26 protein-coding genes are annotated in these 25,257 nt (G+C 64.6%); 11 read left to right on the forward strand and 15 right to left on the reverse strand.

Translation table 11 applies throughout. The annotated features are described in order from the left end of the window. The 3 genes from V7116_RS13350 to V7116_RS13360 form a co-directional block, all read right to left on the reverse strand. Nucleotides 1-877, reverse strand: an 877-nt coding sequence (locus V7116_RS13350) for a serine/threonine-protein kinase (RefSeq protein WP_324392432.1), incomplete at its 3' end; no start/stop codon positions are given. 337 nt (nucleotides 878-1,214) lie between these two features. After that, nucleotides 1,215-1,760, reverse strand: a complete 546-nt coding sequence (locus V7116_RS13355) for an NUDIX hydrolase (protein ID WP_324392433.1) — start codon at nucleotides 1,758-1,760, stop codon at nucleotides 1,215-1,217. Nucleotides 1,761-1,866: 106 nt separating this feature from the next. Beyond that, nucleotides 1,867-3,237: a LysM peptidoglycan-binding domain-containing protein gene (locus tag V7116_RS13360; protein ID WP_324392434.1), complete on the reverse strand. Its 1,371-nt coding sequence runs from the start codon at nucleotides 3,235-3,237 to the stop codon at nucleotides 1,867-1,869. Between the two features lie 289 nt (nucleotides 3,238-3,526). Here V7116_RS13360 and rplS point away from each other — a divergent pair, with 289 nt between their 5' ends. From rplS to V7116_RS13380, 4 genes are all read left to right on the forward strand, one after another. Beyond that, nucleotides 3,527-3,871, forward strand: coding sequence for a 50S ribosomal protein L19 (rplS, locus tag V7116_RS13365; RefSeq protein ID WP_324392435.1), 345 nt, complete (start codon nucleotides 3,527-3,529; stop codon nucleotides 3,869-3,871). Nucleotides 3,872-4,097: 226 nt separating this feature from the next. After that, nucleotides 4,098-4,970 carry a hypothetical protein gene (locus tag V7116_RS13370; protein WP_324392436.1) on the forward strand — a complete coding sequence of 291 codons (873 nt, stop codon included), beginning with the start codon at nucleotides 4,098-4,100 and terminating at the stop codon, nucleotides 4,968-4,970. A gap of 144 nt (nucleotides 4,971-5,114) precedes the next feature. Further along, nucleotides 5,115-5,537, forward strand: a complete 423-nt coding sequence (locus tag V7116_RS13375; RefSeq protein WP_324392437.1) for a ferritin-like domain-containing protein — start codon at nucleotides 5,115-5,117, stop codon at nucleotides 5,535-5,537. Nucleotides 5,538-5,757: 220 nt separating this feature from the next. Further along, on the forward strand, nucleotides 5,758-6,654 hold the full coding sequence (locus tag V7116_RS13380; protein WP_324392438.1) for an alpha/beta hydrolase: 897 nt from the start codon (nucleotides 5,758-5,760) through the stop codon (nucleotides 6,652-6,654). An 82-nt stretch (nucleotides 6,655-6,736) separates the two neighbouring features. On the opposite strand, the gene V7116_RS13385 is transcribed toward V7116_RS13380, so the two are convergent. From V7116_RS13385 to V7116_RS13395, 3 genes are all read right to left on the reverse strand, one after another. After that, entirely contained in the window at nucleotides 6,737-7,117 is a 381-nt protein-coding gene (locus V7116_RS13385; RefSeq protein WP_324392439.1) for a Zn-ribbon domain-containing OB-fold protein, read from the reverse strand. 20 nt (nucleotides 7,118-7,137) lie between these two features. Next, complete coding sequence (locus tag V7116_RS13390; RefSeq protein ID WP_324392440.1) at nucleotides 7,138-7,350, reverse strand: hypothetical protein; 213 nt, start codon at nucleotides 7,348-7,350, stop codon at nucleotides 7,138-7,140. Nucleotides 7,351-7,544: 194 nt separating this feature from the next. Further along, complete coding sequence (locus V7116_RS13395) at nucleotides 7,545-8,312, reverse strand: hypothetical protein (RefSeq protein WP_324392441.1); 768 nt, start codon at nucleotides 8,310-8,312, stop codon at nucleotides 7,545-7,547. A gap of 176 nt (nucleotides 8,313-8,488) precedes the next feature. Here V7116_RS13395 and V7116_RS13400 point away from each other — a divergent pair, with 176 nt between their 5' ends. Then, a complete protein-coding gene (locus V7116_RS13400; RefSeq protein ID WP_324392442.1) occupies nucleotides 8,489-9,232 on the forward strand; it encodes a dienelactone hydrolase family protein in 744 nt (247 codons plus the stop codon). A gap of 64 nt (nucleotides 9,233-9,296) precedes the next feature. Then, nucleotides 9,297-9,821 (forward strand): GNAT family N-acetyltransferase, encoded by a 525-nt coding sequence (locus V7116_RS13405; protein WP_324392443.1) that lies wholly within the window; start codon nucleotides 9,297-9,299, stop codon nucleotides 9,819-9,821. Between the two features lie 378 nt (nucleotides 9,822-10,199). Here V7116_RS13405 and V7116_RS13410 read toward each other — a convergent pair whose 3' ends face one another. The 3 genes from V7116_RS13410 to V7116_RS13420 form a co-directional block, all read right to left on the reverse strand. After that, complete coding sequence (locus tag V7116_RS13410) at nucleotides 10,200-11,306, reverse strand: aminopeptidase (RefSeq protein WP_324392444.1); 1,107 nt, start codon at nucleotides 11,304-11,306, stop codon at nucleotides 10,200-10,202. 202 nt (nucleotides 11,307-11,508) lie between these two features. Then, nucleotides 11,509-12,729: a thiolase family protein gene (locus V7116_RS13415; protein ID WP_324392445.1), complete on the reverse strand. Its 1,221-nt coding sequence runs from the start codon at nucleotides 12,727-12,729 to the stop codon at nucleotides 11,509-11,511. A 53-nt stretch (nucleotides 12,730-12,782) separates the two neighbouring features. After that, complete coding sequence (locus tag V7116_RS13420; RefSeq protein ID WP_324392446.1) at nucleotides 12,783-13,277, reverse strand: HIT family protein; 495 nt, start codon at nucleotides 13,275-13,277, stop codon at nucleotides 12,783-12,785. Nucleotides 13,278-13,598: 321 nt separating this feature from the next. Between V7116_RS13420 and V7116_RS13425 the strand changes: the two genes are divergently transcribed. Next, entirely contained in the window at nucleotides 13,599-14,384 is a 786-nt protein-coding gene (locus tag V7116_RS13425) for a biotin--[acetyl-CoA-carboxylase] ligase (protein ID WP_324392447.1), read from the forward strand. Nucleotides 14,385-14,420: 36 nt separating this feature from the next. Here the strand turns inward: V7116_RS13425 and V7116_RS13430 are convergent, their stop codons facing one another. Next, complete coding sequence (locus V7116_RS13430) at nucleotides 14,421-15,671, reverse strand: TIR domain-containing protein (RefSeq protein ID WP_324392448.1); 1,251 nt, start codon at nucleotides 15,669-15,671, stop codon at nucleotides 14,421-14,423. 152 nt (nucleotides 15,672-15,823) lie between these two features. On the opposite strand from V7116_RS13430, the gene V7116_RS13435 reads away from it, so the two are divergent. Then, nucleotides 15,824-17,245 (forward strand): hypothetical protein, encoded by a 1,422-nt coding sequence (locus V7116_RS13435; protein ID WP_324392449.1) that lies wholly within the window; start codon nucleotides 15,824-15,826, stop codon nucleotides 17,243-17,245. 251 nt (nucleotides 17,246-17,496) lie between these two features. Here the strand turns inward: V7116_RS13435 and V7116_RS13440 are convergent, their stop codons facing one another. Then, nucleotides 17,497-17,790: a hypothetical protein gene (locus V7116_RS13440; RefSeq protein ID WP_324392450.1), complete on the reverse strand. Its 294-nt coding sequence runs from the start codon at nucleotides 17,788-17,790 to the stop codon at nucleotides 17,497-17,499. 37 nt (nucleotides 17,791-17,827) lie between these two features. Continuing rightward, nucleotides 17,828-18,514, reverse strand: coding sequence for a lysophospholipid acyltransferase family protein (locus V7116_RS13445; RefSeq protein ID WP_324392451.1), 687 nt, complete (start codon nucleotides 18,512-18,514; stop codon nucleotides 17,828-17,830). A gap of 182 nt (nucleotides 18,515-18,696) precedes the next feature. On the opposite strand from V7116_RS13445, the gene V7116_RS13450 reads away from it, so the two are divergent. The 3 genes from V7116_RS13450 to V7116_RS13460 all read left to right on the forward strand — a co-directional run bounded on the left by V7116_RS13450 (nucleotide 18,697) and on the right by V7116_RS13460 (nucleotide 22,396). Beyond that, nucleotides 18,697-19,374, forward strand: coding sequence for an NADPH-dependent F420 reductase (locus V7116_RS13450; RefSeq protein WP_324392452.1), 678 nt, complete (start codon nucleotides 18,697-18,699; stop codon nucleotides 19,372-19,374). A gap of 40 nt (nucleotides 19,375-19,414) precedes the next feature. Then, nucleotides 19,415-20,476, forward strand: a complete 1,062-nt coding sequence (locus V7116_RS13455) for a serine hydrolase domain-containing protein (protein ID WP_324392453.1) — start codon at nucleotides 19,415-19,417, stop codon at nucleotides 20,474-20,476. A gap of 171 nt (nucleotides 20,477-20,647) precedes the next feature. Further along, the gene (locus V7116_RS13460) at nucleotides 20,648-22,396 is read left to right on the forward strand and encodes an ArnT family glycosyltransferase (protein WP_324392454.1); all 1,749 of its coding nucleotides are present in this window, start codon (nucleotides 20,648-20,650) and stop codon (nucleotides 22,394-22,396) included. On the opposite strand, the gene rffA is transcribed toward V7116_RS13460, so the two are convergent. Genes rffA through V7116_RS13475 form a run of 3 tightly spaced genes read right to left on the reverse strand, consistent with a single transcriptional unit; the run spans nucleotide 22,393 to nucleotide 25,234 of the window. Further along, nucleotides 22,393-23,538, reverse strand: coding sequence for a dTDP-4-amino-4,6-dideoxygalactose transaminase (gene rffA / locus V7116_RS13465; RefSeq protein ID WP_324392455.1), 1,146 nt, complete (start codon nucleotides 23,536-23,538; stop codon nucleotides 22,393-22,395). The genes V7116_RS13460 and rffA overlap by 4 nt on opposite strands. Further along, on the reverse strand, nucleotides 23,535-24,275 hold the full coding sequence (locus tag V7116_RS13470) for a GNAT family N-acetyltransferase (protein WP_324392456.1): 741 nt from the start codon (nucleotides 24,273-24,275) through the stop codon (nucleotides 23,535-23,537). Before V7116_RS13470 ends, rffA begins: the two co-directional genes overlap by 4 nt. Further along, a complete protein-coding gene (locus V7116_RS13475) occupies nucleotides 24,272-25,234 on the reverse strand; it encodes a glycosyltransferase family 2 protein (protein WP_324392457.1) in 963 nt (320 codons plus the stop codon). Before V7116_RS13475 ends, V7116_RS13470 begins: the two co-directional genes overlap by 4 nt. Between the last annotated feature and the right edge of the window lie 23 nt (nucleotides 25,235-25,257).

A 25,257-nucleotide genomic window follows, 5' to 3' on the forward strand; every position in this document is an offset into this window, starting at 1 on the left:
GCGGCGTGCCTTCGCGCTCGCCGCCAACCTCGTAGCCTTCCGCCTCGCCCTCGCCCACAGCGGCCCGGAACGCCCGCGCCAGCTCGCCCGCGGACTGGTAGCGCTTGGGCGGGTCCTTTTCGAGCGCTTTCATCAGGCAGGCTTCCACCGCAGGCGGCAGACCCGGCATAATCTCGCGCGGTGGGGTCGGCAGGTCGTTGAGATGCTTGTACATCAGGCTGTAGGGCGTCTCGGAATCGAACGGCGGCTGGCCGAGCACCATCTCGTACAGCATCACGCCGAGCGCGTAGACGTCCGTGCGGGCGTCCACCTCGCCGCCGCGCCACTGCTCCGGCGACATGTACGCGGGCGTGCCGAGCACCGCGCCGGAGGCCGTAAGCTGCTGCGAGGAAGCGATCAGCTTCGCCAGCCCGAAGTCCATGAGGTACGTGTTATCCCAGGCGTCGATCAGGACGTTATTGGGCTTGAGGTCGCGGTGGATGATCCCGCGCGAGTGGGCATAGTCGAGCGCTTCCCCGATCTGCCCGGTGAAGCGTGCCGCTTCTTTCAGCGAAAGCTGCCCGCGCTGCAAGCGCTCGAACAGCGTTTCGCCCTCCACCAGCCGCATCACGATGTAAAAATAGTCGCCGTCATGGCCGTAGTCGTGCACGGGCAGAATGCGCGGGTGTTCCAGGTGAGCGATCACGTGCGCTTCTTGCTCGAAGCGGCTGACGAACTGCGGATTCGAGGCCAGCTCGACGCTCATCACCTTGATCGCCACGTCGCGCTGCATATTGAGTTGGTGCGCCCGGTAGACGGTCGCCATACCGCCCCGACCGAGGCGGCCTACAATCTCGTAATTTCCCAGCGTCCGCGCCAGCAGCGGATCGGTGCTCATACCGTTAAATCCTCTCGCCGCCCCGTGCCGCCCGTCATCCGGCGGCTGGCAGCGTTATGCCGCACTTGGTGTCTATTCCCAATACGCGCAGGTGCGCGCAAAGTAGCGGTTGTTAAACCACGCGTAGCAATCAACGCGTAGGGGCGGGGCTTGCTCCGCCCGGCTTTTGCTTGCCGGAGCCCCTCGCAGCACGTGTTGCGCGGGGATATTTCCCCCTTCCCTCCGCTTGCGTGGGGGAAGGGGCCAGGGGATGGGGGCAGCGCGTAAATTGCCGCATCTAACAGGCAACGCGCATCAACCCCGCCCTCGCCCGTCTTCGGACACCAACAATCCGCCCCTACGCGCCGTTGGCCTGACGGCGCGCGGCCATCATCAGGCCGATCATCGTCTTGCCGTCCTCGAACTCGCCGTTGTCCACGCGCCGCAGCGCCTCGTCGAGCGGGATCATCTCGATTTCCAGAAACTCGTCTTCGTCCAGGTCCAGCCGCGAGCTTTCCAGCTCCGTCGCCAGATAGAGGTGAATGTACTCGGTCGTGTAGCCGGGCGCGGTGTAATGCCCGCCCAGCCGCACCAGCTTGCCGGGCTTGAACCCGATCTCTTCCTGAAGCTCGCGGGCGGCGGCTTCGGCGGGATCTTCGCCGCCGTGCAGGGTGCCCGCCGGAATTTCGAGCGTGATCTTGTTCGCCGCCAGCCGGAACTGCCGGACCATCACCACGCGCCCATCGTCCAGCAGCGGGATCATCGCCACCGCGCCGGGATGCTGCACGATCTCGCGCTGGGCTTCCGCGCCGTTGGGCAGCTTGACCGTGTCCACGTGCAGATCGATCAATCTGCCGTTGAAGACCGTTTTAGATGCCGTGACCTGCTCGCTGAGTCGATCCATGACTATCACCTGTTTCTGGCTGCGGTTGATACCTTTATTGTATCCAAAAAAAGAGAGCGACACCGTCCAGCGACGCCGCTCCCCACATCAATTGTCGCTGAACGCGCTAGCCCGTCGTCGCCCCTTGCGGCGCGAGGGTCGGGAACGGGGTCGCGGTGGGCACCACCGGAGCCGCCGTCGGTACGACGGTGGTCGTGGTGCGCGGGATCACCAGCTCCTGCCCGACGCTGATCAGGTTCATATTCGCGGCAGACATCCCATTCGCTGCCAACAGCTCGGACATGGTGATGCCGTACTGGAGCGAAATGCGGTAGATATTCTCGCCCGCCTGGACCACGTGCACGGTCGGTCCGCCGGTTGTGGTGGTCGTCTGGCCGCCCTGGCCGCTGGTATCGGTCGTCGTCGTGGTTGTGGTCGCCGCCTGCGGGCACGGCACGGTGAGCGAATCGCCTGCTTTGATCAGGTCCGGGTTGGTGATGTTGTTAGCCTGCGCCATCTGCTGCGTGGTGACACCGTACTGAACCGCGATGTACGAAAGCGTCTCGCCGGGGGTGATCAAATGCTGGCCGCAGTTCGCCGGAGCGGGCGTCACCGTCGGCGTGGCGGTAGGCAGCACCTGCTGCTGTGTGGTAACACCGGGCTGCTGTAGATCGGTCTGGCCGCCCTGCCCATCCGCTGCCAGCGGCGGCAGGATCGTGCCGAGCGTCGCGGCGGCGCGGGCCGTCGCCTGATAAACGACCGAGGTCGCCGTCATCTGGTTGGTGGTCAGCGTGGGCTGCTGCGCGATGGCGATCGGCGTCTCCGCCGGCAGATCGGCCTGCCCGCCCTGGCCGTCCACGATGCCCGCCTGAGTCGTCTGTTCCGCCAGCGGAATCGCTTCCTGGCCCCCGCCGGTCAGAGACGGCGTGAAGGTCGGGAACGGGCGGTCGAACGGAACCGGGCTGGCCCCCGCTGGAATGCCGAACAGGGGATTAGTCGTCGGCGTCGCCGTGGGCTGGAATGTGGCGGTGATGATAATCGGCGTCTGGGTCGGCTGCGGCGTCGGTGACGACGTGGGCAGCGGCGTATTGGTCGGCAGCGGCCTTTCGGTGAAGGTCGGGACCATCGCCACGACCTGCGTTTGGGTCGGCAGATCCTGTGCCTGCGCGCCGCCCTGGCCGTCGGGCATCGCCGCGACTTCTTCTGTTTCGGCGGGCAGCGGCGATGGCGGCAGCGTCACCTGTTCCGCCGTAGGCGATCCGATCACTTCTTCGGTCACCACCGGCACCTGCTCGATCACCGCTTCGGTGACCTCAGCCACGACTTCGGTTGCGGCTGGCGGCTCCGTCGGTAGGGGAGCCAGGGTGTTTGTCGCGGCACTGCCGGCCTGCCCCACCGCGGTTGGCTCCAGATCCTGTCCGGCTGGCCGGTAGCAAGCCGACAGGATCAGCATGCCCATTAGGGCCAGCCCTACCGCGTGACGTCTATTTGCCCGCATCGTCTTCTCTCCTGCAAGCTTGGTCCGCCAAGCCATTTCCCATCACAAAGGGGTGTCTGGCAGTTTACCATCAGTGAATTGGCTGCACAAGCGTCGCGGAAGTCCTAGTGCCCCGCACGGGACCGGATCGGAAGCGAAGCCCGCCATTGAAAACCGGGGTCGGCTATGCTACAATGCTCGCCGCCAAAGGCTGACCTTTTTTTCCTGTGGCCGCCTTGATGATACGTTGATTATACGCCAATTAACGGGCGGCCCGCTACGAGCCGCGTAAGTGTAAAGGAACCATCCAATGACCGACCTTATTCAGGCCCTGCAAGTCACACGCACCGATCTTCCCCAACTGGCTCCGGGTGACACGGTGCGCGTTCACGTCCGCATCGTCGAAGGCAACCGCGAGCGTATCCAGGTCTTCCAGGGCGTGATCATTCGCCTGCGCAAGGGCGGCAACGATGCCAACTTCACCGTGCGCCGCATGGCAAGCCACGGCGTCGGTGTTGAGCGTACCTTCCTGCTCAACAGCCCGCGCGTCGAGAAGATCGAAGTCATGCGCCATGCCAAGGTGCGCCGCGCCCAGCTCTACTACATGCGCGACCGCCAGGGCAAGGCTGCCCGCCTGAAGGAACGCCGCGGCTAGTTCGCGCTGCTCCTCCGATCGCTGCACCTGACAGCCTGTGCTTTCGCCACAGGCTTTTTGGGTTTTAAAGGCAAAAACGCGGTTTTAACAGGCCGCTGAGCGGAAACCCCGCCCTCAGCGCCGGGCGAACGCGGGGCAGCAGGCAGGGACGGAGCCGCGTTCTGGCCTACAATGGGCATAACACACGCTTGGGATCGCCACCGCACCGATTCGGGAGATCGCTGTTATGCGCCGGGCCACCCTTTCACGACTTCCCATCCTCGCCCCACTGCTGGCGGTAATCCTGCTGTTGGGCGCGTTCCGCACCGGGACTCCTCACGCCGCTTACCTGAACGCTGTTGCGTCGCCCTCGCCCACGCCCGCAACCGGCTGGATCGCGCCGGACGGCGCGCCCGCCGCGCTGATCCTGCGCTACTGGGGACCGGAGCGCCAGCCGGGACCGTATTCCGCGCCCAACCTGATCCCGCCGCTGCAACTCTGGGCGGACGGGCGCATCGTGTGGCTGGCGAGCGAGACCCCGTACTATGAGCGCGTCATGATGGAAGGCCGCTTGCCGCCCGACGTGATGCAAACCCTGCTCCAGCAGGTGATCGCGTCCGGCTTCGGCACGTGGGACACGCGTTACGCCGAAGCCGCGCCGCTGCCCGTCACCTATCTGGTGATCGATCTGCCCGACGCCGCCCCCAAACAGGTCGCCGTCTCCACGCAGGGGCCGCCCGGTTTCCAGGCACTGCTCGAAACAATCCTCGCCCTGCCGGAACAAGCGGTAGACGTGCGCGGCTACGTGCCGGAGCGGGCATACCTGTGGCTGCACGGCCCGATGGCCGCCGAGTACAATCCCGATCCGGCGGAAATGGCGCGCCTGGCCGTGGACGTAGACGCCGAGGCCGCCGCGGTGGGTGTCGAGATCGAGGGCGAGACGCTGCGGGATCTGTGGGCGCGCGTGAACGGCGCGCCCGCCAACCCGATCAACGTGGCGGTCGAGGGGCGCGTGTACTTCGTCACGCTGGCGATCCCCGGCGTCTCGCTGTGCATGGATACGCCAGACCCGGCGTTCGACGTGCGCTGGATCTGCCCGGCGCTGCCCGCCGCCGGCTGAGCCGCCTGCCCGTTCCTCTAACACGACGCTTATGGCAGGATTAGGTGAGATTTCATACAATCGATTTAGTTCTAGGTTATGTGTGACTTCACCTATGCACGGTCAACCGGATGGCACCGCGTATCTAGAAGGAGATTTTGAATCATGGACAAGCAAGCACTGATTGATGCGCTGAACGAAGATCTCTCGGGCGAGCTGCAAGCGATTATTCAGTACCTCACCTACTCGTCCCGCGTGACCGGCCCCTGGCGTCCCCAGTTGGTCACGTTCATGCAGGCCGAGATCCCGGATGAACTGGGCCACGCGCAGTTCCTGGCCGACAAAATCGCGTCCCTGGGCGGCGTTCCGACGACCACCGCGCGCGCCGTGCCGGATGCCGCCGACCCGCACAGCATGCTCGAAGCCATTCTCGAAGCCGAACGCGGCGCGATCAAGGGCTACACCGAGCGCGCCAAGCAGGCCGAGGAATATGGCGACAAGGGCCTGACCGTCCAGCTTGAAAATATGATCCTGGATGAGACCGGCCACGCGGAAGAAACCGCCAAACTGCTGAAGAACTGGCAGTAAGTCCATCCCGGCTTCCATCGCAGACTCAGGAGCGGGCGCTCAAGGCGTTCGCTCCTTTTTCTTTTTACTTGTTTTTTGCGCCAACGCAGCAACTTTGGCACGAAGGCCCGCGTACTATCCAGTGAGGCAGCAGCACGGGCGCACTTTCCACCCCAAGTACCACACCACTGATTCCCCGGCCCGGCTGCGCCGCATTCGTACAATCCATCAGGGGGACCCTATGACCATCACCTTTTCGCGCCGTAAGCGCGCCTTCCGCTGGCTGGGTGTGTTGTTCGTCCTGGTCATCATCGGCTTATACGTCGTTTTCCCGGTCGTGATGGGCATCGTCGCCGTCTTCCCGATCAAGGACTCAGTCGGGGTCGCGCCGGACGGGTTCAACGAGATCGCGCTGGAAACGAGCGACGGTGTCACGCTGGCGGGCTGGTACACGCCGACCCGAAACGGCGCAGCGATCGTCCTCGTGCACGGCGCGGGCAACTCCCGCGAGGGCGTGCGGCGCTACGCGGATCTGCTGGCGGGGCACGGCTACGGCGTGCTGGCGATCGATCTGCGCGGGCACGGCGAAAGCGAAGGCGCGGTCAATAAGCTGGGCTGGCAGGGCACGCGTGACATCGAAGCCGCCGCCGCGTATCTCCAGTCACAGCCGGGCGTGGAACGCATCGGCGCGCTGGGCCTGTCGATGGGCGGCGAGGTGCTGCTGGGCGCGGCGTCCACCGTTCCCGCGATGCAGGCCATCGTGGCGGACGGCGCGACCCGCCGCTGTACCGAAGAACTGCGCGCGCTGCCCTCCGAGCGGTCGCTGGTGCGCAGCTACACGGCGCGCGTGATGTACGCCACGGTGCAGGTGCTCACCGGGGACGATCCGCCGGAGCCGCCGCTGCTGAACTCGATGCAGCAGGCGGAAAACACCCGCTTTTACCTGATCGCGGGCGGCAGCAACGCGCTGGAAGTGGACTTCAACGAGCTGTTCGCGGAGACGCTTGGCGCGCGGGCCGAACTGTGGGTCGCGCCGGACGCGACGCACACGGGCGCGCTGAACCGCTACCCGGACGAGTACGAGCAGCGCGTGATCGGATTCTTCAATGAAACGTTGATCGGCGTCAGCGCGGAATAAAACGCGCGATCAGAGCGCAGAAAAAAACCGCCCGGTTCGATGTGAGCCAGGCGGTTTTCGTTTGTCCTGTGACAATCGCGTGTCAGGCGTTGGCCGCGCGCAGTTCGGGCCGGAATTTCGGCCCGTAAACGATGATGCCCCGGTCCCCGTCCGTGCGCAGCTTACGGATCACCATCTCGACGCGCATCCCGATCTCGACCGGGCCGTCCACGTCGGTAAGCTGGGCCGTCACGAGCGGACCCTCATCCAACTGCACCAGCGCCAGCAGGTACGGCGACTGCGCCTCGAACGCCTCGGGCGGCTGGGTCACCGTGGTAAAGCTGTAGACTGTGCCGTGGCCCGACAGGGGGAACACCTCAACGCCGCCTTCGTGCTCGAAGGGTTGCGCGTGGCGGAACTGATCCCAAAAGTCGAGCTGCTGCTGGACCTGCTGCTGGTGCGGGCTGCTTTCTTGCGTGCTCATCGGGCTGGCCATCCTCGCTTCTAGCGAGCAGCGGCGCGGGCGTAATCCGCTTCGACTTCAGCCAACTGAACCGGCTCGCTGCCATCGAGATCGAAGAAATACAGCTCGACGGGCTGGCCGTGCGATGCAAAACTGGTTTGCTGCGGCAGAATGACCGTGCCGGTCTCGGGGCAGCGCGCTGCAAACATCTGGCCGCGAGTCATCTTCAGTCGCCAATTCCGGGTGATATCCATTGTATTCCATCCCTCTCTGGTCAGTTTACAGTGCCAGGGTGCGGGGCAGCCGGTCGGCTGGCGGCGCACTGTGCATGTGTTTGCGCTTGATGGCACAAGTTATACACGTGTCGCTCTCTCAAAAGCTACCGGACCCGGACCTTGATAGCTTTTGGCAGTTATTCCTCCCTCAAAACAGGGCCAAATCGAGTCTATCAGGGCGCGGGCGCGGCGTCGGCGCGCTCGATCTCGAAGACGATCTGGCCCGGCTGCACCACGGCGGACAGCACCGAAAACTGCACGTCAGCCCCGACGGACGCCAGCAAAAACTGGTCGATCTGGTCTTGAAGCTCGGCCACGACGTCGCCGCCGAGGTCGGTCACGTAATCCGCGCCGGTGCTCTGCACGTAAATGCGCCACAGGTTTACCTGGACGCGCCCGCCGGAAACCGTGAGGTCCATTTCGACGGTGATATTTAGCTGCGAGCCGGTATCGCCCATCGTGGTCAGCAGCGGCACTTGCAGGCTGACGCGCCCCGATCCGAGCGTGGCCTGCGGCGCAGCGGCGAAGTACGCCCCCACTGCCGGGGCCATCGCGGTCGCCAGCACCTCATTGATCGCGGTTTCGGTCAGCACCAGTTCGATCTGGCCGGATGCGTTCTCCACTGCCGCCCCGGCCTCGCCTTCAGGTGCGGCGGTTCCGGTCGCGGTCGGCGTGAGCGTCGGCAGCGTGAACGACGTCGCCGTAGCCCGGTCGACCGTCACTTCCAGCGTGGGACGGTCAGGCGGCGGCGTCAGGCTCGCCTCCGGCGTCCACGTCGGCGGCAGCGTGCGACCCGGCGGCAGCGTCATCGTCACCACCACAGGCGATACGGGCGGGGCTTGGGTCGGCACGGCGGTCGCAGCCTCCTCGTCCCCTCCACACGCAGCCAGACTCAGGGCCAGCAGCACACTCATCAGTACGGTCACACGGCGTACGCTCATCGGGATTCCCCCCTCCACACACGCGACTCACCGCCCACGATAGCGCAGGCGCATAACGAGCGCAATCGCGCCGAAGTCCTGCCTTTAAAAAGCCTTAGCGTTTGATGGGAATATGTCCGGTAAGGTGGAAAAATCACTTAATATATAAATATAAGTGATAAAAAAGGAGTCTATTGATGAAGAAGTCGTGGATCGTATTGGCATTGGGCTGCTTACTGTTGGTTCCAGGTGCGGCGATGGCGCAGGGGCCGGAAGAGATGGATGTGACCAGCGAAGACGTGGAGATCACGAGCGGCGGGCAGGCGTACGACTCCTATCTGGCGGCCCCGGCGGAGGGCGGCCCCTACCCTGGCATCGTGCTGGTGCACTCGTTCCGGGGGCTGGAAGAAGGCTACCGCACCATGACCGACCGTTTCGCGGCGCAGGGCTTCGTCGTGCTGGCCGTCGGCTGGCAGACCTTCCAGCAGGACCCCAGCGACGACACTGTGAGCCAGCTCCTGCGCGACAGCATCGCGTTTCTGGGCGAACGGGATGACGTCGATGCGGAGCGTCTGGGCCTGACCGGTTTCTGCGCGGGTGGGCGCTATACGATGCTGTTCCTGCCCCAGATCGAGGACTTCGGCGCGGGCGTGGCATGGTACGGCTTCCCCTACGGCGGCGCGACGCAGCCCGCCAGCCTGATCGACCAGCTCGACGCGCCGATGCTGATCCTGCACGGCACGGCAGACAGCGCCAGCCCCATCGCGGACATCTACCAGTACGCGACCGAGCTGACGGATGCGGGCAAGGCGTTCGAGATGAAGGTGTATTACGGCGAGCCGCACGGCTTCATGCTGGAAAACGGCCAACTGCGTGACGACGAGGTGGCGCAGGACGCGCTGGACGAGATGGTGCAGTTCTTCCGGCGCAAGCTCGGTTAGCGCCGTTTGATGGCAGACACGGCGGCAGAACGCTCGTCGCCGCGCCGCACACAGGAGGTCACCGATGCTCAAAGGCAAGATCATCACGCTGCGTCCCGTGCTGGAAGCCGACCTGGATCGCCTGTACCAGTACCACATCGACATCGACACGCGCGGCGACTTCTACCCGCGCGACGTCGTATCGCAGTCCACGTTCAGGAAACGCTTTTACGACAGCGGGTACTGGGGCGACACCGAAGGCATGCTGCTGATCGTCAATGCCGGTGACGAGATCCTCGGTGAGATCGAGTTCTTCAAAACGGTGAACTACCTGCACGAGTATGAGATCGGCTACCGCCTGTATGCACCGGACCAGTCCGGCAAAGGGGCCATGACCGAGGCGTTGGGGCTGATGGTGCGCTACCTGTTCGAGACGAAGCCGATCAACCGCGTCCGGCTGATGATCCACCCCGACCACGTCGCCTCGGCGCGCGTCGCGGAAAAATGCGGCTTCACGTACGAGGGCACGGCGCGGCAGGTCTGGTACAACCTGGGCCGGTACCAGGATCTGCGCGTGTTTGCGATCCTGCGCGATGACGTGATCCCCTAGAAGTCGTTATGCACTTTTCGAGCGAGAAAACTGGTTGCTCACACGTCTATTATCCCGCGATCCGTAGGGGCGGGTCATGCTCTTCAACTTTTAAATCCGGACAAACCCGCCCCTACAAAACCCCATTGGGCGCTGCTTGTCTCCCCTCTCCAGCCCAGACTGGAGAGGGGCTGGGGGTGAGGTCGCGTTTGCCTTTGCTCTTGCTCGTGACTGACCACTAAAAACGAACGACTGTTATTTCCCGACGCTTGCATGGGGCCAGGGGACGGAGGCCTGTAACTTCACAGCCCCTAAGAGAGAGAGCAATACGGCAGCGGGCGGGCACGACTCCGCCCGCTGCGCGTCCTTGCCAAAGCATGTTCCGACGAACGAGCGCGATCACCCGACGAGGAACTCGCCGGAGCGGTAAAACAGATCGCCGTCGATGGTGATCTCGCCGCCGTTGCGCATGTTGTGAACCATGTCCCAGTGCACGGCGCTCTTGTTAGATCCGCCCGCCTCTTCAAAACCCTGGCCCAGCGCCATGTGAATCGAGCCGCCGATCTTCTCGTCGAACAGCGTTTCGCCGACGAACTGCTGGATGCCGTTGTTGGTCCCGATGGCGATCTCGCCCACGATGCGCGCGCCCTCGTCCAAATCGAGCTGGCTGATCAGGTAGTCCTCGCCCTTCTCTGCGCTGGCATCGACCACCTTGCCGTCGCGCAGCGTCAGCCGCACGCCGTTGATCTCGCGCCCGCCGTAGACGGTCGGGAAGCTGAACGCCACCGTGCCGTTGACCGAATCCTCGATCGGGCTGGTGAAGATCTCGCCGCTGGGGAAGTTGTTTTCACCCCACGAATTGATCCACTTGCGCCCGCCAAACTCGAAGGTGATGTCGATGCCCGGCCCCTTGTAGTGCCCGTGGCTCTTGTCCGCCAGCCACTCGACCAGCCTTTGCTGGCGGCTCTTGATGCCCTCCCAGTAGGCCACCGGGTCGTCGTGATCCAGCCCGCAGGCGTTGTAAATGAACTCGGTGTAGGCCAGCAGGCTCATTTCGGCCTGCTGCGCGGCGGCCTGCGTCGGCCACGCGCAGATGTTCCACCGCAGATCGTCCTCCTCGATGCGCTTGAAGTAGCGCTCGACGTACGGGCGGTTGGCCTTCTGGCTGCGCGCGGCCCGCTGGGGATCGACGCCGGTCTGGGCCTTCTTGTTGCTGGGCGCGATGATCTGGTACAGCACGTCGTATTCGCCCATCGCGTAGTAGGGCACGGGGTCCATGAAGTCGAGCTGGTGATCGTCCGCGAGGCGGTAGTACAGGTCGTTCAGGCCGGGCAGCATCGCGTGCACCGACGGATGCCCGCCGCGCCGCAGCACCGCTTCGTACAGCGCGACGATCAGCGGCTCCGCGATCGTGCTCGCCACAATGCCCACGTAATCACCCTTCTGAACCGGCAGGCAGTACGCCGTCAGAACCTCCGCCATACGCGGCGCAAGATTTTCGTACATCGTTTGTCCTCCCTTATTGCGCGCATCGCGCGCTGAATGATTCCGGCTGCCTATTCTAGACCCTTATACGCGCGCGCCGCACCAAATCACCGCGCGCCGCCGCTTTAAACGGGAACGGCCCCGGTCGTCTCGGGGCCGCTCCTTGAGGAGGGAGTTATGTCTACGCGCCGCCTGTCACGGCGCGACAGTCATCGGCTCAGGGTCAGTCTTCCAGCTCCACGGCCATCGCCACGGCTTCACCGCCGCCCAGGCACAGGCCCGCCAGCCCGCGCTTGAGGCCGCGCTGCTCCAGCGCGTGGATCAGCGTGACCAGCACGCGCGCGCCCGACGCGCCGATGGGGTGGCCGATGGCGATCGCGCCGCCGTTGACGTTCAGCTTTTCGAGCGGCAGGTGATGCCCGTTCTGCTCCAGGCCCTTGACGTCGGCCAGAACCTGCGACGCGAACGCTTCGTTCAGTTCCACGAGGTCCACGTCCTCCATCGTCCAGCCGGCCTTTTTCAGCGCCACGGGCATCGCCGCGACCGGCGCGCGGAACAGGAACTTCGGCTCGTCTGCCGCCTGCCCATAGCCCACGATGCGCGCCATTGGCTTGTGACCGTGCGCCTCGGCGTACTCGCGGCTGGTGACCACCAGCGCTGCCGCGCCGTCATTCAGGCCGGGCGCGTTGCCCGCTGTCACGACGCCGTCCGCCAAAAACGCCGGGCGCAGCTTCGCCAGCACGTCGGGCGTGGTGTCCGGGCGGATCGATTCGTCCTGGTCGAAGATCGTCACCTGGCCCTTGCGACCGGGGATCTCGACCGGCACGATTTCCTTCTTGAAGCGGCCCTCGACCGTCGCCTCGTGCGCGAGACGGTGGCTGCGGGCGGAAAATTCGTCCAGTTCCTCGCGGGTCAGGCAGTATTCACGCGCGATCAGCTCGGCGGCTTCGCCCATGATCCAGTCTTCGATGTGGTCCCACAGGCCGTCCCACATGATCGCGTCTTTCATCTCGAACGGGCCGTACTTATGCCCCTGGCGACCCTTGAGATCCATGAACGGCGCGTTGGTCATGCTCTCCACGCCCGCCGCGATGTACGCGTCGCCGTCGCCCGCGCGGATCAGTCCGGCGGCCAGCATCACCGCTTTGAGGCTGCTGCCGCAGACCTTGTTCACCGTCATGCCGCCGATGTGCGTCGGCAGGCCCGCGCCGATGGAGATCTGGCGCGGCACGGCTTGCCCCGCGCCTGCGCCGAGCACCTGCCCGACGATCAATTCGTCGATGTCGTTGACGTCGATACCGCTGCGCTCGACGGCGGCTTTGACCGCGATCTGCCCAAGCTGGGCGGCGGTGAAGGGTGTCAGCGAACCGAGCAGCTTGCCCTGGGGCAGCCGCGCGCCGCTGAGGATGACGACTTCACGAGAAGACTGACCATTCGCAACCATTCTGAGGGTCCTTTCAAAATCTACTTGGGGCATGCGTCCCATTGGAAAACAACTCAATCGCCCGGCTCATCCCAGGCCGCGCGCAGGTCGCGGTAGGTGTCCTCCAGCGCATCAGGAATGATGCGCGTCCCGGCGGTGACGGTCATAAAGTTGGTGTCGCCGCCCCACCGGGGAACCACATGCACGTGAAAGTGCTCCGCAATGCCCGCGCCCGCCGCCGCGCCGATGTTCGCCCCCACGTTAAACGCCTGCGGGTTATACACACGGCGGAGAGCGGCGATGCTCTTATTCAGGGTCTGCATCAGGTCGAGCAGGGCGTCCGGCGCGAGATCTTCCACCGAGGCCACGTGCGCATAGGGCACGATCAGCAGGTGGCCGTTGTTGTACGGGTACGCGTTCAGCGTGACGAACACGTACTCGCTGCGCGCCACCACAAACTCGACGTCGTCGTCCGCATCGACCTTGTTACAAAAGACGCAGCCGGGCTGTTTTTCAACCTCGCCGCGCAGGTAGGGCATCCGCCAGGGCGTCCACAGAATCGGGTCCATCTGAAAACCTTCGCTTCCGTTAGAATCGGAACAGTCACACTTCCAATTCTAGCGAGTCGCGCGGCGCCCCAACAAACGACCCGCACACTCTTGCCCTGACAATATCCCGCCGGAGTTACGTGCAGGTTACATCCCCGTCGCAGAATCGCGCGGCGCGGCGCGGCGGCGCTCGAAAACGCGACCTCACCCCGCCCCTCCTCCAATCCGGGTTGGAAACGATCCGGTTGACAGGTCCGCCGCGACGGTTACGATCGAATCAGACAAAGTGACCCATCTTCAGCGCACGCCCGGCAGCGCCGGGCCACAAGGAGGGCACCACCCATGTCCGATCGTTTCACCCCCGAATCACTGCGGCTGGCGCTGGGCCACCGCCCGTTTCGCTTCTACGACGTCACCGGCAGCACGCAGGATCAGGCGCGCGCCTGGACCACCGACGATCCCCAGCTTCCCAGCGGCGCGGTCGTCATCGCGGAGGAACAGGAAAAAGGGCGCGGTCGCCAGGGGCGGCAGTGGATCTCGCCGCCGGAAACGAGCATCATGTGCAGCGTCATCCTTCAGCCGCACATCGTGCCCGAACAGCTCCCGCGCGTGACGATGGTCGGCGCGGTCGCCGTCGCGGAGACGATCGCCGCGATCCTGCCGGACGACGTCGCGCTGAAATGGCCGAATGACGTGCTGGTCCACGGGCGCAAAATCTGCGGCATTCTGGCCGAAGCAACGTGGCTGGGCAACCGGCTCAACGCGGTGATCCTGGGCATCGGGGTGAACGTGCGCACCGACTTCAGCGGCACGGACCTCGAAGGCGTGGCGACCTCCATCGAGGGCGAGTTGGGCCGCGCCGTCGACCGGCACGTGATCCTGGCGAACCTGCTGCGCCACGTCGATAGCTGGGAGCGGCGCATCGACCAGCCCGCGCTGTTCGACGAATGGCGCAATTGGCTGAAGACGCTGGGCAAGCACGTGACCGTCTTCCCCCAGCAGGAAGCGGGCCAGCCCTACGAGGGCATCGCGGAAGACATCGACGAAAACGGCGCGCTGATGGTGCGTCTTGCGTCCGGTGAAGTGCGGCGCGTGCTGGCGGCGGACGTCGGCCTGCGCGAGGGATAGCTAGAAATTAGGGCTTGGCGGCAGCAGTGGGTCCGGTCACGGCAGGGTGAACGCGCAGGAGTTTTCAAACGTCGCGTCGGACCCCTCCTCGGAATAGCCGTAATAATCCACGCCGTCGGTAATGACGCGATCCAGGTACGTCGCCAGCCCGACGCTGTGCTGGCCGGGCGAGAGCGGCCCATACGGGAAATAGACGTACACGCCGCGAATGTAGGGCGCGTAGCCGGTGGGGAAGAAGTCACTGAAGGTCCATTGGAGGCCAAAGACGGGCTTGCCATCGACCGTCAAACCGTAGCTGGCCGCCAGCGTATAGTCTTCCAGGCCGTAATCGTCCGTCGCAAGCCACGCGGTATAAAACACCACGTTTTCCCCGTCCCCCTGAACGGGTACGATGCTGCCGTTCTGGTCGCACGCCGCATCGACCATCACCAGACCCTGCCCCGTCGAATAGCCGCCGTTCGCGACCGGCGTGGCGATGCCCCCCGCGATGCCGCTCAGGTCCACCGCGAGGCCCTGCCCCGGCGTTTTGGCGGAAGGTGGCGTATTCGTGACCTGCTGCGCCGCGCCGCTGTCGCCGGTCGCGGTCGGATCGGCGGTACCTGGGGAATTGTCGAGCAGCGCCATCAGCATGATAACCAGCACGATCGGGATCATCAGCACGAGCACGCCCCCGGCCAGCATCAGCCCGATCCGCCGCTGCTGGCGGCTGCGCTGCGTGCGGCGCACCCGCAGTTCGGCCTGCCGGAACGCTTCCGCTTCGCGGCGCTGGCGCTCCTGTTCGGCCTGTTCCGCCTGAAGCTGGCGCTCCTTATCGGCCACCAGCCGGTCCATTTCTTCCTGCGCGAGCCGCTTCCGGCGCTGTGAATGGCTCTCGAAGTGAACGTGGCGGCAGACGGCGGTCAGAAGCTGGTCGAAGGCCTGCGCGTCAATCCGGTCGCCGTCGCGCCCACGCCCGTCGATCCACTGCGTCGTCGCGAGCAGGAAGGGCACCGCGTTGCGCTCGTCGCCGCGCACCAGGATCGGGATGATGCGCACCCCAAACTTTTCGGCGTGATTCAGCTCGCGGCCCACCCACGGCGATTTTTCCGCGTCCGGCGAAAGCACCGCGACGACGCTGCCCGCGCGCTCGATGGCGTCGCCAATGGCCGCGCCCCATTCGGGCGTGCCGGGTTCCAGGCCCTCTTCGTCCACCCACACCAGCACCCCGTCCGCGCGCAGAGCGTGCACCAGGGGACGCACGAGGTCGGCGTCGCGGCGGCTGTAGCTGATAAACACGTGGTGATCCATCAGGCGTTCTCGCGGATCAGTTTTTCTATTTAATTATTATATTATCTCGCTTATGAGCGGGTCAACCGTACTTGACGCACCCCACGCGCGGGTTAGAATCGAGCGGCTTGGCTCACGGCCCGGCACATCGACCATTTTGAGCGACCACAGCTATGGGTATCAAACTCGACTGGCAGATCGAATCCGAACAAACGCAAGCGCGCGCCGGGGAAGATCCCGAAGCGCGGCGGCAGCGCCACGTCGCGCGGCGGCGTCTGCTGCTGCTGATCGTGGGGCTGGCCGCAGTACTGATTGCGGCAGGCGCGGCGATTTACTGGCGGCTGAATCAGGTGGACAGCCAGTACCGGCAGGACTTACTCGATACGGTCGAGGTCGAGACGACCGCGCTGCGCATCGGGGATTTCGCCGGATTCATGGCGGTTCAGCGCAGCGCCAGCGACGCGTTCATGCTCGATCAGAGCCGCGCGTTCGAGGCGTACCAGCAGCTCAAACAAACGCACTCGGTCGACCTGCCCGGCACGGTCGTCGACGCGACGATCGATCACCTGCGCGGGCGTGTCGTCGTGCAGGAAATCATCGACGGCGTCCCGTACAACGTGGCGTGGTTTTACTGGTTCTACGAAGACAAGGGATCGACCGACCAGGGCGGCTGGCGGCACGTGCCCGCCGATCTGACGTTCTGGGGCGACGAAGCCGAGATCACGTCCGGCGCGGCGACGGTCACGTACCACACGCTCGACGCAGCGCTGGCCGCCGCGTTGGCTCCGCGCGTGGGGACGTGGTGGTCGCAGGGCTGCCAGTTGTTGCAGTGCACCGCCCTGCCGCCCGATCTGCGCGTGGATATCGTGGCGGAACGGCCCGCCGCGTTGGAATGGGCCACCTATGACGCCTGGACGCTGCGCATTACGTCGCCGCTGGTGGATCGCGCCCGCGCGGATGCCGCCATCCCGCCCGACCTCAACACGTCCATCGCGCAAGCGCTCGCGCGGCGCTTGGTGCGCTACGCCGCGAGCGACAGCGTCACCCCGCCGCCCACCGACGCCGCCTGGATCGCGGACGAGCTGGCGGGCTGGCTGAGCTGGCAGTTCACGGGCAGCGCTGCCGCCTCGACGGGCGAATTTACCCGGTCGCTGATCGCGCAGTACGGCGCGGGCGCGCCGGGCACGCTGGCCCGCACCCTGCCCTCGCAGCCCACGCTGGATGCCGCGCTAAGCGCCATCACCGGGCAGTCGCTGGCGCAAATACCGGGCGAAACGCTGGCCGCACTCGATTGGCGCGGGTTCTTCCAGTGGCGGCTGGACGTGGAAGCCGAGCTGCTGGCCCAGGTGGACGGCAGCGCCGCGCTGCTGGACCTCTATGACCTGGAAAGCGCCAGCGCCGCGTCGGAAGTCGCCCGGCGCATCGAAGATCCCACCTACGCCAGCCGGACGGCCCCACAGGTGCAGGTGGTGAACGTCCTGCGCGACGACAGCGGCCAGACCTACGCGTATGTGGATGCGGTCCGCGCGGAAGACGGCGCGACGACGCAGATCATCTGGCGGCTGGCGAACGGCAGTTGGAAGCGGAGCAATTAGGGGAACAGCAGTCGTTAGTTTGAAGTTTTCAGTCGTTAGTCGGAAACGAGCAAAACGTGCAGGGGCAGTTCACGAACCGCCCCATTTGCAGCAAGTTAAGCGTTCAGCGGCGCGATAGGCGCCGCTGTCTTTCGTAGGGGCGGGGCTTGCTCCGCCCGTTTTTGCCGGAATCCCCGCACACCATGTGTTGCATGTGAATGTTTCCCCTTCCCTCCGCGTGCGTGGAGGATGGGGGCAGCGCATAGGCCGGTTCAGCCCAGCGGCGGCGGCTGAAGGAAGCCAAACCGGGCCAGAAGGCGATCCACCTCGTCCATCGACGGCTGAACCACTACCTCTTTGTCCTCTTCGGGCCCAATCACCACCACCGCCTTCAGATCCGGCCCTTCGTTTCGCAGCGCGGCGAACTCCATCGAGTCTTCGCTGCGATCCACGTCCAGCAGCGAAAACGGCATCCCGCGCTGCTGTAAATGGGCCTGAAGCTGCTGCACGTAGGGATCGTTCGGATGCCCGTAAATCGCCACATCCGGCAGTTCGTCCTGTCCCATATGAACCCTCCTATGCCTGACGCCCAGGCGTCCGTCGCTACCGCACGATCTTGGCCATTTCCTCGACCAGCGGGTTGCCCGCGTAGTAGCCGTGATATTCCTCGGGCAGCATGGCCGCGATGGCGCACATGATCTGCTCGGTGTATTCGGAAAGCTGTTCGCCCCGGGCGCGGCCTTCCGGCAGGTGGAACGGCTTCCCGATGTTCACGTGCGTCTCCGGGCGGAACTGCTTGAGCACTTTTTCCGTGCCCCAGATGCCCACCGGGACCAGCGGCACGCCGGTGCGCGTCGCCAGGAACGACGCGCCGTCCGTGCCCTTCGCCAGCTGACCGTCCCGGCTGCGCGTGCCTTCCACGGCGATGCCCATCGCCACACCGCCTTCGAGCACGCGCTGGGCCGCGCGCAGCGCTTCGCGGTCGGCGCTGAACTGCGTCACCCAGATGAGGGCGGTCATCGAAAAAAACGGCGCCAGCCAACTGTGCTGGTACTTGCGCGCCGCCATCCCCACGACCCCGTAAGGCGCGACGGCCATCATGGCGGGCACGTCGAAGTAGCTCAGGTGATTGGTTACGGCGATATAGGGCGGCTCGGGGAAATTCTCGGCCCCATGGGTTCGATATTTGGAAGTGACAACCATCAAGGTGCGGCACAGCGGCTTTAACAAACGCGACTGCCGCGTGGCGGGCCAATCGGGCGTATACTCTTTACGACGCGTGTCGGGCACACATCCCTCCATCAATTCACAATCAGTCTGCTCTAAAATCCAGCGCCAGCATACCCCAAGCCCGCCCCGGCATGCAACCGGCTCTTTTCTTGCGCAATACTGATAGGCGCTGCGCGGCAGGCGTGCTAACTTCTCGCTATCGGACACCAACCGGGGCGGGATACCCTCAGGGAGAAAACAACGTGGACATCGGAGTACTCGGTTCGGGAGCGGTGGGCCAGGCGATCGGCGGCAAGCTGGCGGACCTGGGACATAACGTGATGCTCGGCACGCGCGACGTCGCGCAGCTCAAGATGCGCCCCGCGTCCGATCGCGGCCCGGCCTTCGCGGAATGGCACGCGCAGCACCCGGCGGTGCGCCTGGGCACGTTCGCGGAAGCGGCGGCGCATGGCGAGATCCTGTTCAACTGCACCAGCGGCAGAGGCACGCTCAACGCGCTCGGGCTGGCGGGCCAGACCGCGCTCGACGGCAAAGTGCTGATCGACATCAGCAACCCGCTTGACTTTTCGCACGGCATGCCGCCCAGCCTGTTCGTGGACAGCACCGATTCGCTGGCCGAACAGATCCAGCGCGCCTACCCCGCTGTGAAGGTGGTCAAGACGCTGAACACGGTCAACGCGTCCGTGATGGTGAATCCCGGCCTCGTCGCCGGGGGCGATCACACGATATTCGTCAGCGGCAATGACGCGGACGCCAAAACGCAGGTGATCGATCTGCTGAAGACCGCATTCGGCTGGCAGGACGTGATCGACCTGGGCGACCTCAGCGCGGCGCGCGGCATGGAGATGTACCTGCCGCTGTGGATCACGCTGCTGCTCAGGCAGGGCACGCCCATGTTCAATATAAAGATCGTGCAGTAACAGGCCGCACACAAACACGAAGCCACATAAAGGAGCACTCATGACCGGAGAAGCGGCGCAGAGCCTTGCCGCCACCCGTGACTACTGGCCGACACGCGGCTGGCGCGAAGCCGATCCCGCCGCGCGCGGCATGGACGTGGACAAACTGGCCGAAGCCGATCGCGTGCTGGCGGCGGACTACCCCAACATCGAAAGTCTGCTCGTCGTGCGCAGCGGCGATATTGTCTACGCGCGGTACAACGACGGCACCGGACCGGATAAGCCGCACAATCTGAAATCCGCGACCAAAAGCGTGCTGTCGTCGCTGGTCGGCATTGCCCTGAACACGGGCGACCTGAACAGCCTGGACGATCCGCTGAGCGATTTTCTGCCGGAGATGCTGCCCGCCAGCGCCGACCGCCGCAAGCGCGCGATCACCGTACGTGACCTGCTGCGTATGCGGTCGGGCATCGAGTGGAACGAGTGGGGCGGCTGCACGGTGGAAATGACGTCGCGCCCCAACTGGCTGCGTTTCGTGCTCGACCAACCCCTCGCGCACGATCCGGGCGAGATTCACGCCTACAGCACGGGCGATACGCAGCTTCTCTCCGCCGTGCTGCAAAGAGCCACCGGCATGACCGCGTTGGACTTCGCGGATCTGTTCCTGTTCAAGCCGTTGGGCATCACGCAGCGCACCTGGACGAGCGATCCGCAGGGTTACACCATCGGCGGCACGGAGCTGGCGCTCTCCCCGCGCGATCTGGCGAAGTTCGCCTACCTGTACCTGAACGGGGGCCGCTGGGAAAACAGGCAGGTGATCCCCGCCGCGTGGGTGGCGGAATCGACGCAGCAGCACTCGCTCGTCGTGCCGCCGGACAACAGCGATCGCCCGCCCATCGGTTACGGTTACCTGTGGTGGATCCGCGAGCAGGCCGGACATCCGAGCTTCATGGCGGTTGGGTTCGCCGGTCAGTTCGCCTACGTGATCCCCGACCTGGACCTGATCGTGGTGATGAATGGCCGCCTACGCCGCGTGCCCGCCATGTTTGCGGACAACCGCATGATCCGCGAGTTCAACGTCGTGGCCGATTATATCGTTCCGGCAGTGACGGACGGGGCGTAAGTCGCCGCAGATCCGCGATTCGCGCCGCGCCGGGTGAGAGCTTCCATCCGGCGCGGTTTTTGATCCCATTTGTCACAGTGATTACGTAAGGATTTTCACCGATCCCTGTTATAATCCGCGCCGGTCTTAATACCACCTCGCCAGCCCTCGCTGGCCCTCACAAGTGATTTTATGTCTAAAAATTCACGCACCTTTTGGATTGTGTTATGCATGATCCTGCTGGCCGGACTTACCGCGCGCCTCGTGGTGGCAGATCACGGCCTGCCAGGACTGCAAATCGGGGATGAGAATAGCGACCTGTCCACGGCGCTGCGCCTGACACGCGGCGAGCTTCCAGAGCCGCATGTGCGCTATCACCGCTCGCTGATTGCCTATACCGACGGGGCCTCGGTCGCCGGGCTGTTGGGCCTGCGCCTGCTGACGGGGGACGTTCATAACCTGCACGAATTCCAGGATCTATACTTCAAGGATCACGATCAGTTCACGCTGGCAACGCGGCTGATGATGGCCCTGCTGACCACACTGGCGATCGGGCTGGTCGGGCTGGCGGGCCGGTATATCAGCGACCGAGTCGGGCTGCTGGCGGCGGCAGCACTGGCCGTCAACGGCTTTTTCCTCACGAACTCGATGATCGCCCTGCCGGATGGGCTGGTCACCTTCAGCATGGCGCTGTTCGTGTGGCTGCTGATGCGCCTGTGGAAGTACCGCCGGAACCGCGACTATTTCCTGGCGGGCATCGGGCTGGCACTGATCATGCTCAGCAAACTGAGCGCCGCCGTCGCCGGAACCGGGCTGATCGTCGCGCACGTCAGCATCGCGTGGGACGCTGCCGGGCACGATCTGCGCCGCCTGCCCAAACACCTGATCCTGCATCCCGGCGTGCTGTGGACCGTGGCAGGCATCGCGGCGGGCAACCTGATCTTCAACCCGGTAGCCTTCGTCTACCCCAACGATTTGCGCTTCGAGATCAAGCGCCTCGACACCTACGCCTACACGCCCTACGAGTCATCACTGGCGGCGCAGCTCAAAATCATCCGGGCGCAGCTCGAAGAAATGGCCCGCCTCGCGTGGCGCTGGATGCTGCCCGCGTCGATCCTGGGCGTGCTCGCGGCTGCCCGCTGGAAGCGGCACGCGCCGTACTGGATCGTGCTCGTCACGTTCGCGTCGCTGCTGATCTCCATTGGCCGCGTGATCAGCATCTTCTACAAGGTGTACTACTGGACGCCATGGCTGATCCCGATGGCGCTGCTCAGCGGGATCGGGCTGGACGTGCTGCTGGCGGGCAAACGGCGCGCGCTGCAAGTAGCAGGCGGCGTGATCGTCGCGGGACTGCTGGCGCTCGAAGGCGGTTATACCGTGCAGTTGGTCCGGGTTCTGGATCGGGCGGATACACGCGTCCAGGCGGCGCGTTACATCGAGCACACACTCCATCCTGGCACGGCGATCATGTCCGGTGCGCCGATCGCTTATTCGGTCCCGCTGATGCGCGACGAGAGCAGCATCCGGCGCGCTGTGGACCTGGGCAATCCGCAGCTTGAAGCGTGGAAATGGTGGGTGGAAGAACCGCCCGAGCATCGCCCCGGCCCGGCATACGACATTTACGGGCCGGAACTGCAAAAAGTCATCGATACGCATGACGACATGGATCGCCTGATTGCCGACAACGGCATCACGTATGTCGTGGAAGCTGATTTCTGTTACGGGCCTAAAGATCCGTCCTCACCGTCCGCGATTGACTTCCCGGCGATCAGTGATGCGCAGCGCGCCCGGTGGCAGCTGGTGACGGTGTTCTCGCCGTTCGAAGGGGACAGGTGCGTGGGGAAAATCGACGATCGGACCGGCTTTGGACCCATTCAGGACATTCCCGAACAGCGTCGCACCGGCCCGATCGTTCGTATTTATTACGTGCCGGGCAGCTAAACTTTCCAGTCGAAGTCGAGGATCGCTTCGATCACGCGCGTTTGTTCCTCGGGCGTCATGGAGTTGTAGAACGGCAGCCGGACCAGCCGGTCGCTGATGTCCTCGGTCACCGGGCACGCGCCCGGCTCGCCGCCGAACTTGCGGCCCATGTCAGACAGGTGCAGCGGCAGATAGTGGAACACCGGCAGAATGCCGCGCGACTTCATGTGATCGATGAAGGCCGTGCGCAGTTCCAGCGAAGGCATCAGCATGTAAAACATGTGATACGCCTGCTCGCAGTCCTCCGGCACGACCGGCATCCGCACGTGGAACTCGCAGGCCCAGTCGTCGAGCGCGTCGTAATAGGTGTGCCACAAATTCGCCCGCGCGCTCTGGATCGCCTCGCGCTGCTCCAACTGCGCCGTCAGGAACGCGGCCAGCACTTCGGACGGCAGGTAGCTCGACCCGACGTCCACCCACGTATACTTATCGACCTGCCCGCGGAAGAAGCGGCTGCGGTTGGTGCCCTTCTCGCGGATGATCTCGGCCCGCTCAGCGTGGCGCGGATCGTTGATCAGCAGCGCCCCACCCTCGCCACACTGGAAGTTCTTGGTTTCGTGGAAACTCTGGGTCGCCATGCTGCCGAACGTGCCCAGCCACTTGCCCTTGTACTTGCCGAACAGTCCGTGCGCGTTGTCTTCGATCACCTCGACGCCGTGGCGGTTGGCGATGTCCATGATCGCGTCCATCTCGCAGGCGACGCCCGCGTAATGCACGGGCACGATGGCGCGCGTGCGGGGCGTGATCAGCGCTTCGAGCTTCGTTTCGTCCATGTTGAGCGTGTCTTCGCGCACGTCGGCAAATACCGGCGTCGCGCCGCGCAGCACGAAGGCGTTGACGGTCGAGACGAAGGTAAAAGAGGGCACGATCACTTCGTCGCCCGGCTTCAGGTCGAGGATCATGGCGGACATTTCGAGTGCGTGCGTGCACGAGGTCGTCAGCAGCACCTTCGGCACGCCGAGCGCCTCCTGCAAGATGACGCTGGCGCGCTTGGTAAATGAGCCATCGCCCGACAGGTGCCCACTGGCGATCGCTTCCGCGATATAACTCTGCTCGATACCCGTCACACCGGGCTTGTTAAACGGAATAGGGAAACTGCTCATCGACGGAGATCGTCCTCCTGTGTCGTAAACCAGCGGTGATACCACAACTCCACCGAACGGGTCATAAAGCCGCAGCGCTGGTAAAGGCGCTGTGCGGGGATGTTGCGTCCCTGCGTCACGACCGTGACCCGGTCCAGACCCTGCGATTTGAACCACGCGAGCGATCCCATCACCAGGGACCGGCCCAGGCCGCGCCCCTGCGCCCGCTCGTCCACGCCCACCAGCCCGATATCGCCCACGCCGTCGCGGATGTGGCACGAAATGTACCCTGCCGCCGCGCCCTGATACTCCGCGACGAGCACCTGCTCGGCGTACCCGTGGCAGCTCTTTTCGATCCACGTTTCGTACAGGGTGTCGCACTGCGCGTCGGGGAAGCGCTCGTCGAAATAAAAACGCGAGTCGCGGTAGCTGCCACGCGCCACCTTGCGCAGTACGGGCAGATCGTCGGGCTGCCACGGGCGGATCTCCGGCGCGGCGGGCGGAATCTCATCCTTCAGCGTCCGGTCGAGCAGCGTACGCAGGTCCATCAGCCGGAAGCCGTTGTTCTCCACCAGCCGGATCGTGTCGCGGTCGCTGAAATCGGCCAGCAGATAGAGGCAGTCGATCTGTTCCTGATCGGCCCAGGCCAGCGCGCGCGCCATCTCGTCCGGCGTCAAACGCGTCGGAACCACCCGCCCGATGCGGCGGCCAAAGAACTCCGAATCCCACGGCAGGGCGCGGCACACGACGGCGTTCATAACTGCTCCGCCTCGACCGCCTGCGCCACCGGCCCGCCGACCTCGTCGCGCACGGTGTAGATCGGGCGGTTCATGGTGCGCTGGTACATGCGCGCCAGATATTCGCCAAAGATGCCCACCACGAACAACTGCACGCCGGAGAAAATAGCGATCATCGACGCCAGGAACGGGAAGCCCGGCACGCTGCCGCCGTTGATCACGTAGCGCACCAGCACGTAGATCAAAATGACGACGCCAAACAGCATCGTGCCAAAGCCCACGTAGCTCGCCAACTGAAGCGGCAGCACGCTGAAGCCGGTGATCATGTTGACGGCGTGCGTCAGCAGTTTTTTGAACGTGTAGTTCGAGACGCCGATGGTGCGCGCGTCGTGCCGGACGGGCACCGCCGCGAACCGTTTGGTCGCCCAGGTTAGCAGCACGTCGATGTTGACGAACGGGCTGCTGTAATCGGCAAAAGCGTCGCGGAGCTGCGTGCGAAAGACGCGGAAGGCGCTCACGCTGCGCGCGATATCGGTTCCCATCGCGCTTTGCAGCGCCAGCTTGGTCATCTGCGACGCCATATCGCGCCAGATGCCGTGCTGCTCGCGCTGGGGCGTGCCGTATACGACGTCGTAGCCTTCGGCCAGCTTGGACAGCAAGGGCCGGATCTCCTCCGGCGGATGCTGGAGATCGTCATCCATCGTGATCACGACCTCGCCGCGCGCCGCCCGGATGCCGCACAGCAGCGCGTTATGCTGGCCGTAGTTGCGCATCAGGTTGACGCCGCGCACGTTGGGATACATGCCCGCCAACTGCGTGATCGCGTTCCACGTCCCATCGCGGCTGTCGTCATTCACCAGGATCACTTCGGCGCGATCCACTTCCGCTTCCAGCACGGGCAGCAGTTGTTCCAGCAGCAGCGGCAGGCTCGCCTCGCTGTTGTAGCACGGAACCACCACCGATACAGACTCGAACGTCATAGGTCACTCTCAGGGTTGAACCA

It is taken from the genome of Aggregatilinea sp. (genome assembly GCF_036822615.1).
Lineage (GTDB): Bacteria > Chloroflexota > Anaerolineae > Aggregatilineales > Aggregatilineaceae > Aggregatilinea.

Excerpts from the sequence above, each read along its gene's own strand:
- V7116_RS13355 (WP_324392433.1), bottom strand. The coding sequence starts at position 1,760 with ATGGATCGACTCAGCGAGCAGGTCACGGCATCTAAAACGGTCTTCAAC.
- V7116_RS13360 (WP_324392434.1), bottom strand. The coding sequence starts at position 3,237 with ATGCGGGCAAATAGACGTCACGCGGTAGGGCTGGCCCTAATGGGCATG.
- rplS (WP_324392435.1), top strand. The coding sequence starts at position 3,527 with ATGACCGACCTTATTCAGGCCCTGCAAGTCACACGCACCGATCTTCCC.
- V7116_RS13370 (WP_324392436.1), top strand. The coding sequence starts at position 4,098 with ATGCGCCGGGCCACCCTTTCACGACTTCCCATCCTCGCCCCACTGCTG.
- V7116_RS13375 (WP_324392437.1), top strand. The coding sequence starts at position 5,115 with ATGGACAAGCAAGCACTGATTGATGCGCTGAACGAAGATCTCTCGGGC.
- V7116_RS13380 (WP_324392438.1), top strand. The coding sequence starts at position 5,758 with ATGACCATCACCTTTTCGCGCCGTAAGCGCGCCTTCCGCTGGCTGGGT.
- V7116_RS13385 (WP_324392439.1), bottom strand. The coding sequence starts at position 7,117 with ATGAGCACGCAAGAAAGCAGCCCGCACCAGCAGCAGGTCCAGCAGCAG.
- V7116_RS13390 (WP_324392440.1), bottom strand. The coding sequence starts at position 7,350 with ATGGATATCACCCGGAATTGGCGACTGAAGATGACTCGCGGCCAGATG.
- V7116_RS13395 (WP_324392441.1), bottom strand. The coding sequence starts at position 8,312 with ATGAGCGTACGCCGTGTGACCGTACTGATGAGTGTGCTGCTGGCCCTG.
- V7116_RS13400 (WP_324392442.1), top strand. The coding sequence starts at position 8,489 with ATGAAGAAGTCGTGGATCGTATTGGCATTGGGCTGCTTACTGTTGGTT.
- V7116_RS13405 (WP_324392443.1), top strand. The coding sequence starts at position 9,297 with ATGCTCAAAGGCAAGATCATCACGCTGCGTCCCGTGCTGGAAGCCGAC.
- V7116_RS13410 (WP_324392444.1), bottom strand. The coding sequence starts at position 11,306 with ATGTACGAAAATCTTGCGCCGCGTATGGCGGAGGTTCTGACGGCGTAC.
- V7116_RS13415 (WP_324392445.1), bottom strand. The coding sequence starts at position 12,729 with ATGGTTGCGAATGGTCAGTCTTCTCGTGAAGTCGTCATCCTCAGCGGC.
- V7116_RS13420 (WP_324392446.1), bottom strand. The coding sequence starts at position 13,277 with ATGGACCCGATTCTGTGGACGCCCTGGCGGATGCCCTACCTGCGCGGC.
- V7116_RS13425 (WP_324392447.1), top strand. The coding sequence starts at position 13,599 with ATGTCCGATCGTTTCACCCCCGAATCACTGCGGCTGGCGCTGGGCCAC.
- V7116_RS13430 (WP_324392448.1), bottom strand. The coding sequence starts at position 15,671 with ATGGATCACCACGTGTTTATCAGCTACAGCCGCCGCGACGCCGACCTC.
- V7116_RS13435 (WP_324392449.1), top strand. The coding sequence starts at position 15,824 with ATGGGTATCAAACTCGACTGGCAGATCGAATCCGAACAAACGCAAGCG.
- V7116_RS13440 (WP_324392450.1), bottom strand. The coding sequence starts at position 17,790 with ATGGGACAGGACGAACTGCCGGATGTGGCGATTTACGGGCATCCGAAC.
- V7116_RS13455 (WP_324392453.1), top strand. The coding sequence starts at position 19,415 with ATGACCGGAGAAGCGGCGCAGAGCCTTGCCGCCACCCGTGACTACTGG.
- V7116_RS13460 (WP_324392454.1), top strand. The coding sequence starts at position 20,648 with ATGTCTAAAAATTCACGCACCTTTTGGATTGTGTTATGCATGATCCTG.
- rffA (WP_324392455.1), bottom strand. The coding sequence starts at position 23,538 with ATGAGCAGTTTCCCTATTCCGTTTAACAAGCCCGGTGTGACGGGTATC.
- V7116_RS13470 (WP_324392456.1), bottom strand. The coding sequence starts at position 24,275 with ATGAACGCCGTCGTGTGCCGCGCCCTGCCGTGGGATTCGGAGTTCTTT.
- V7116_RS13475 (WP_324392457.1), bottom strand. The coding sequence starts at position 25,234 with ATGACGTTCGAGTCTGTATCGGTGGTGGTTCCGTGCTACAACAGCGAG.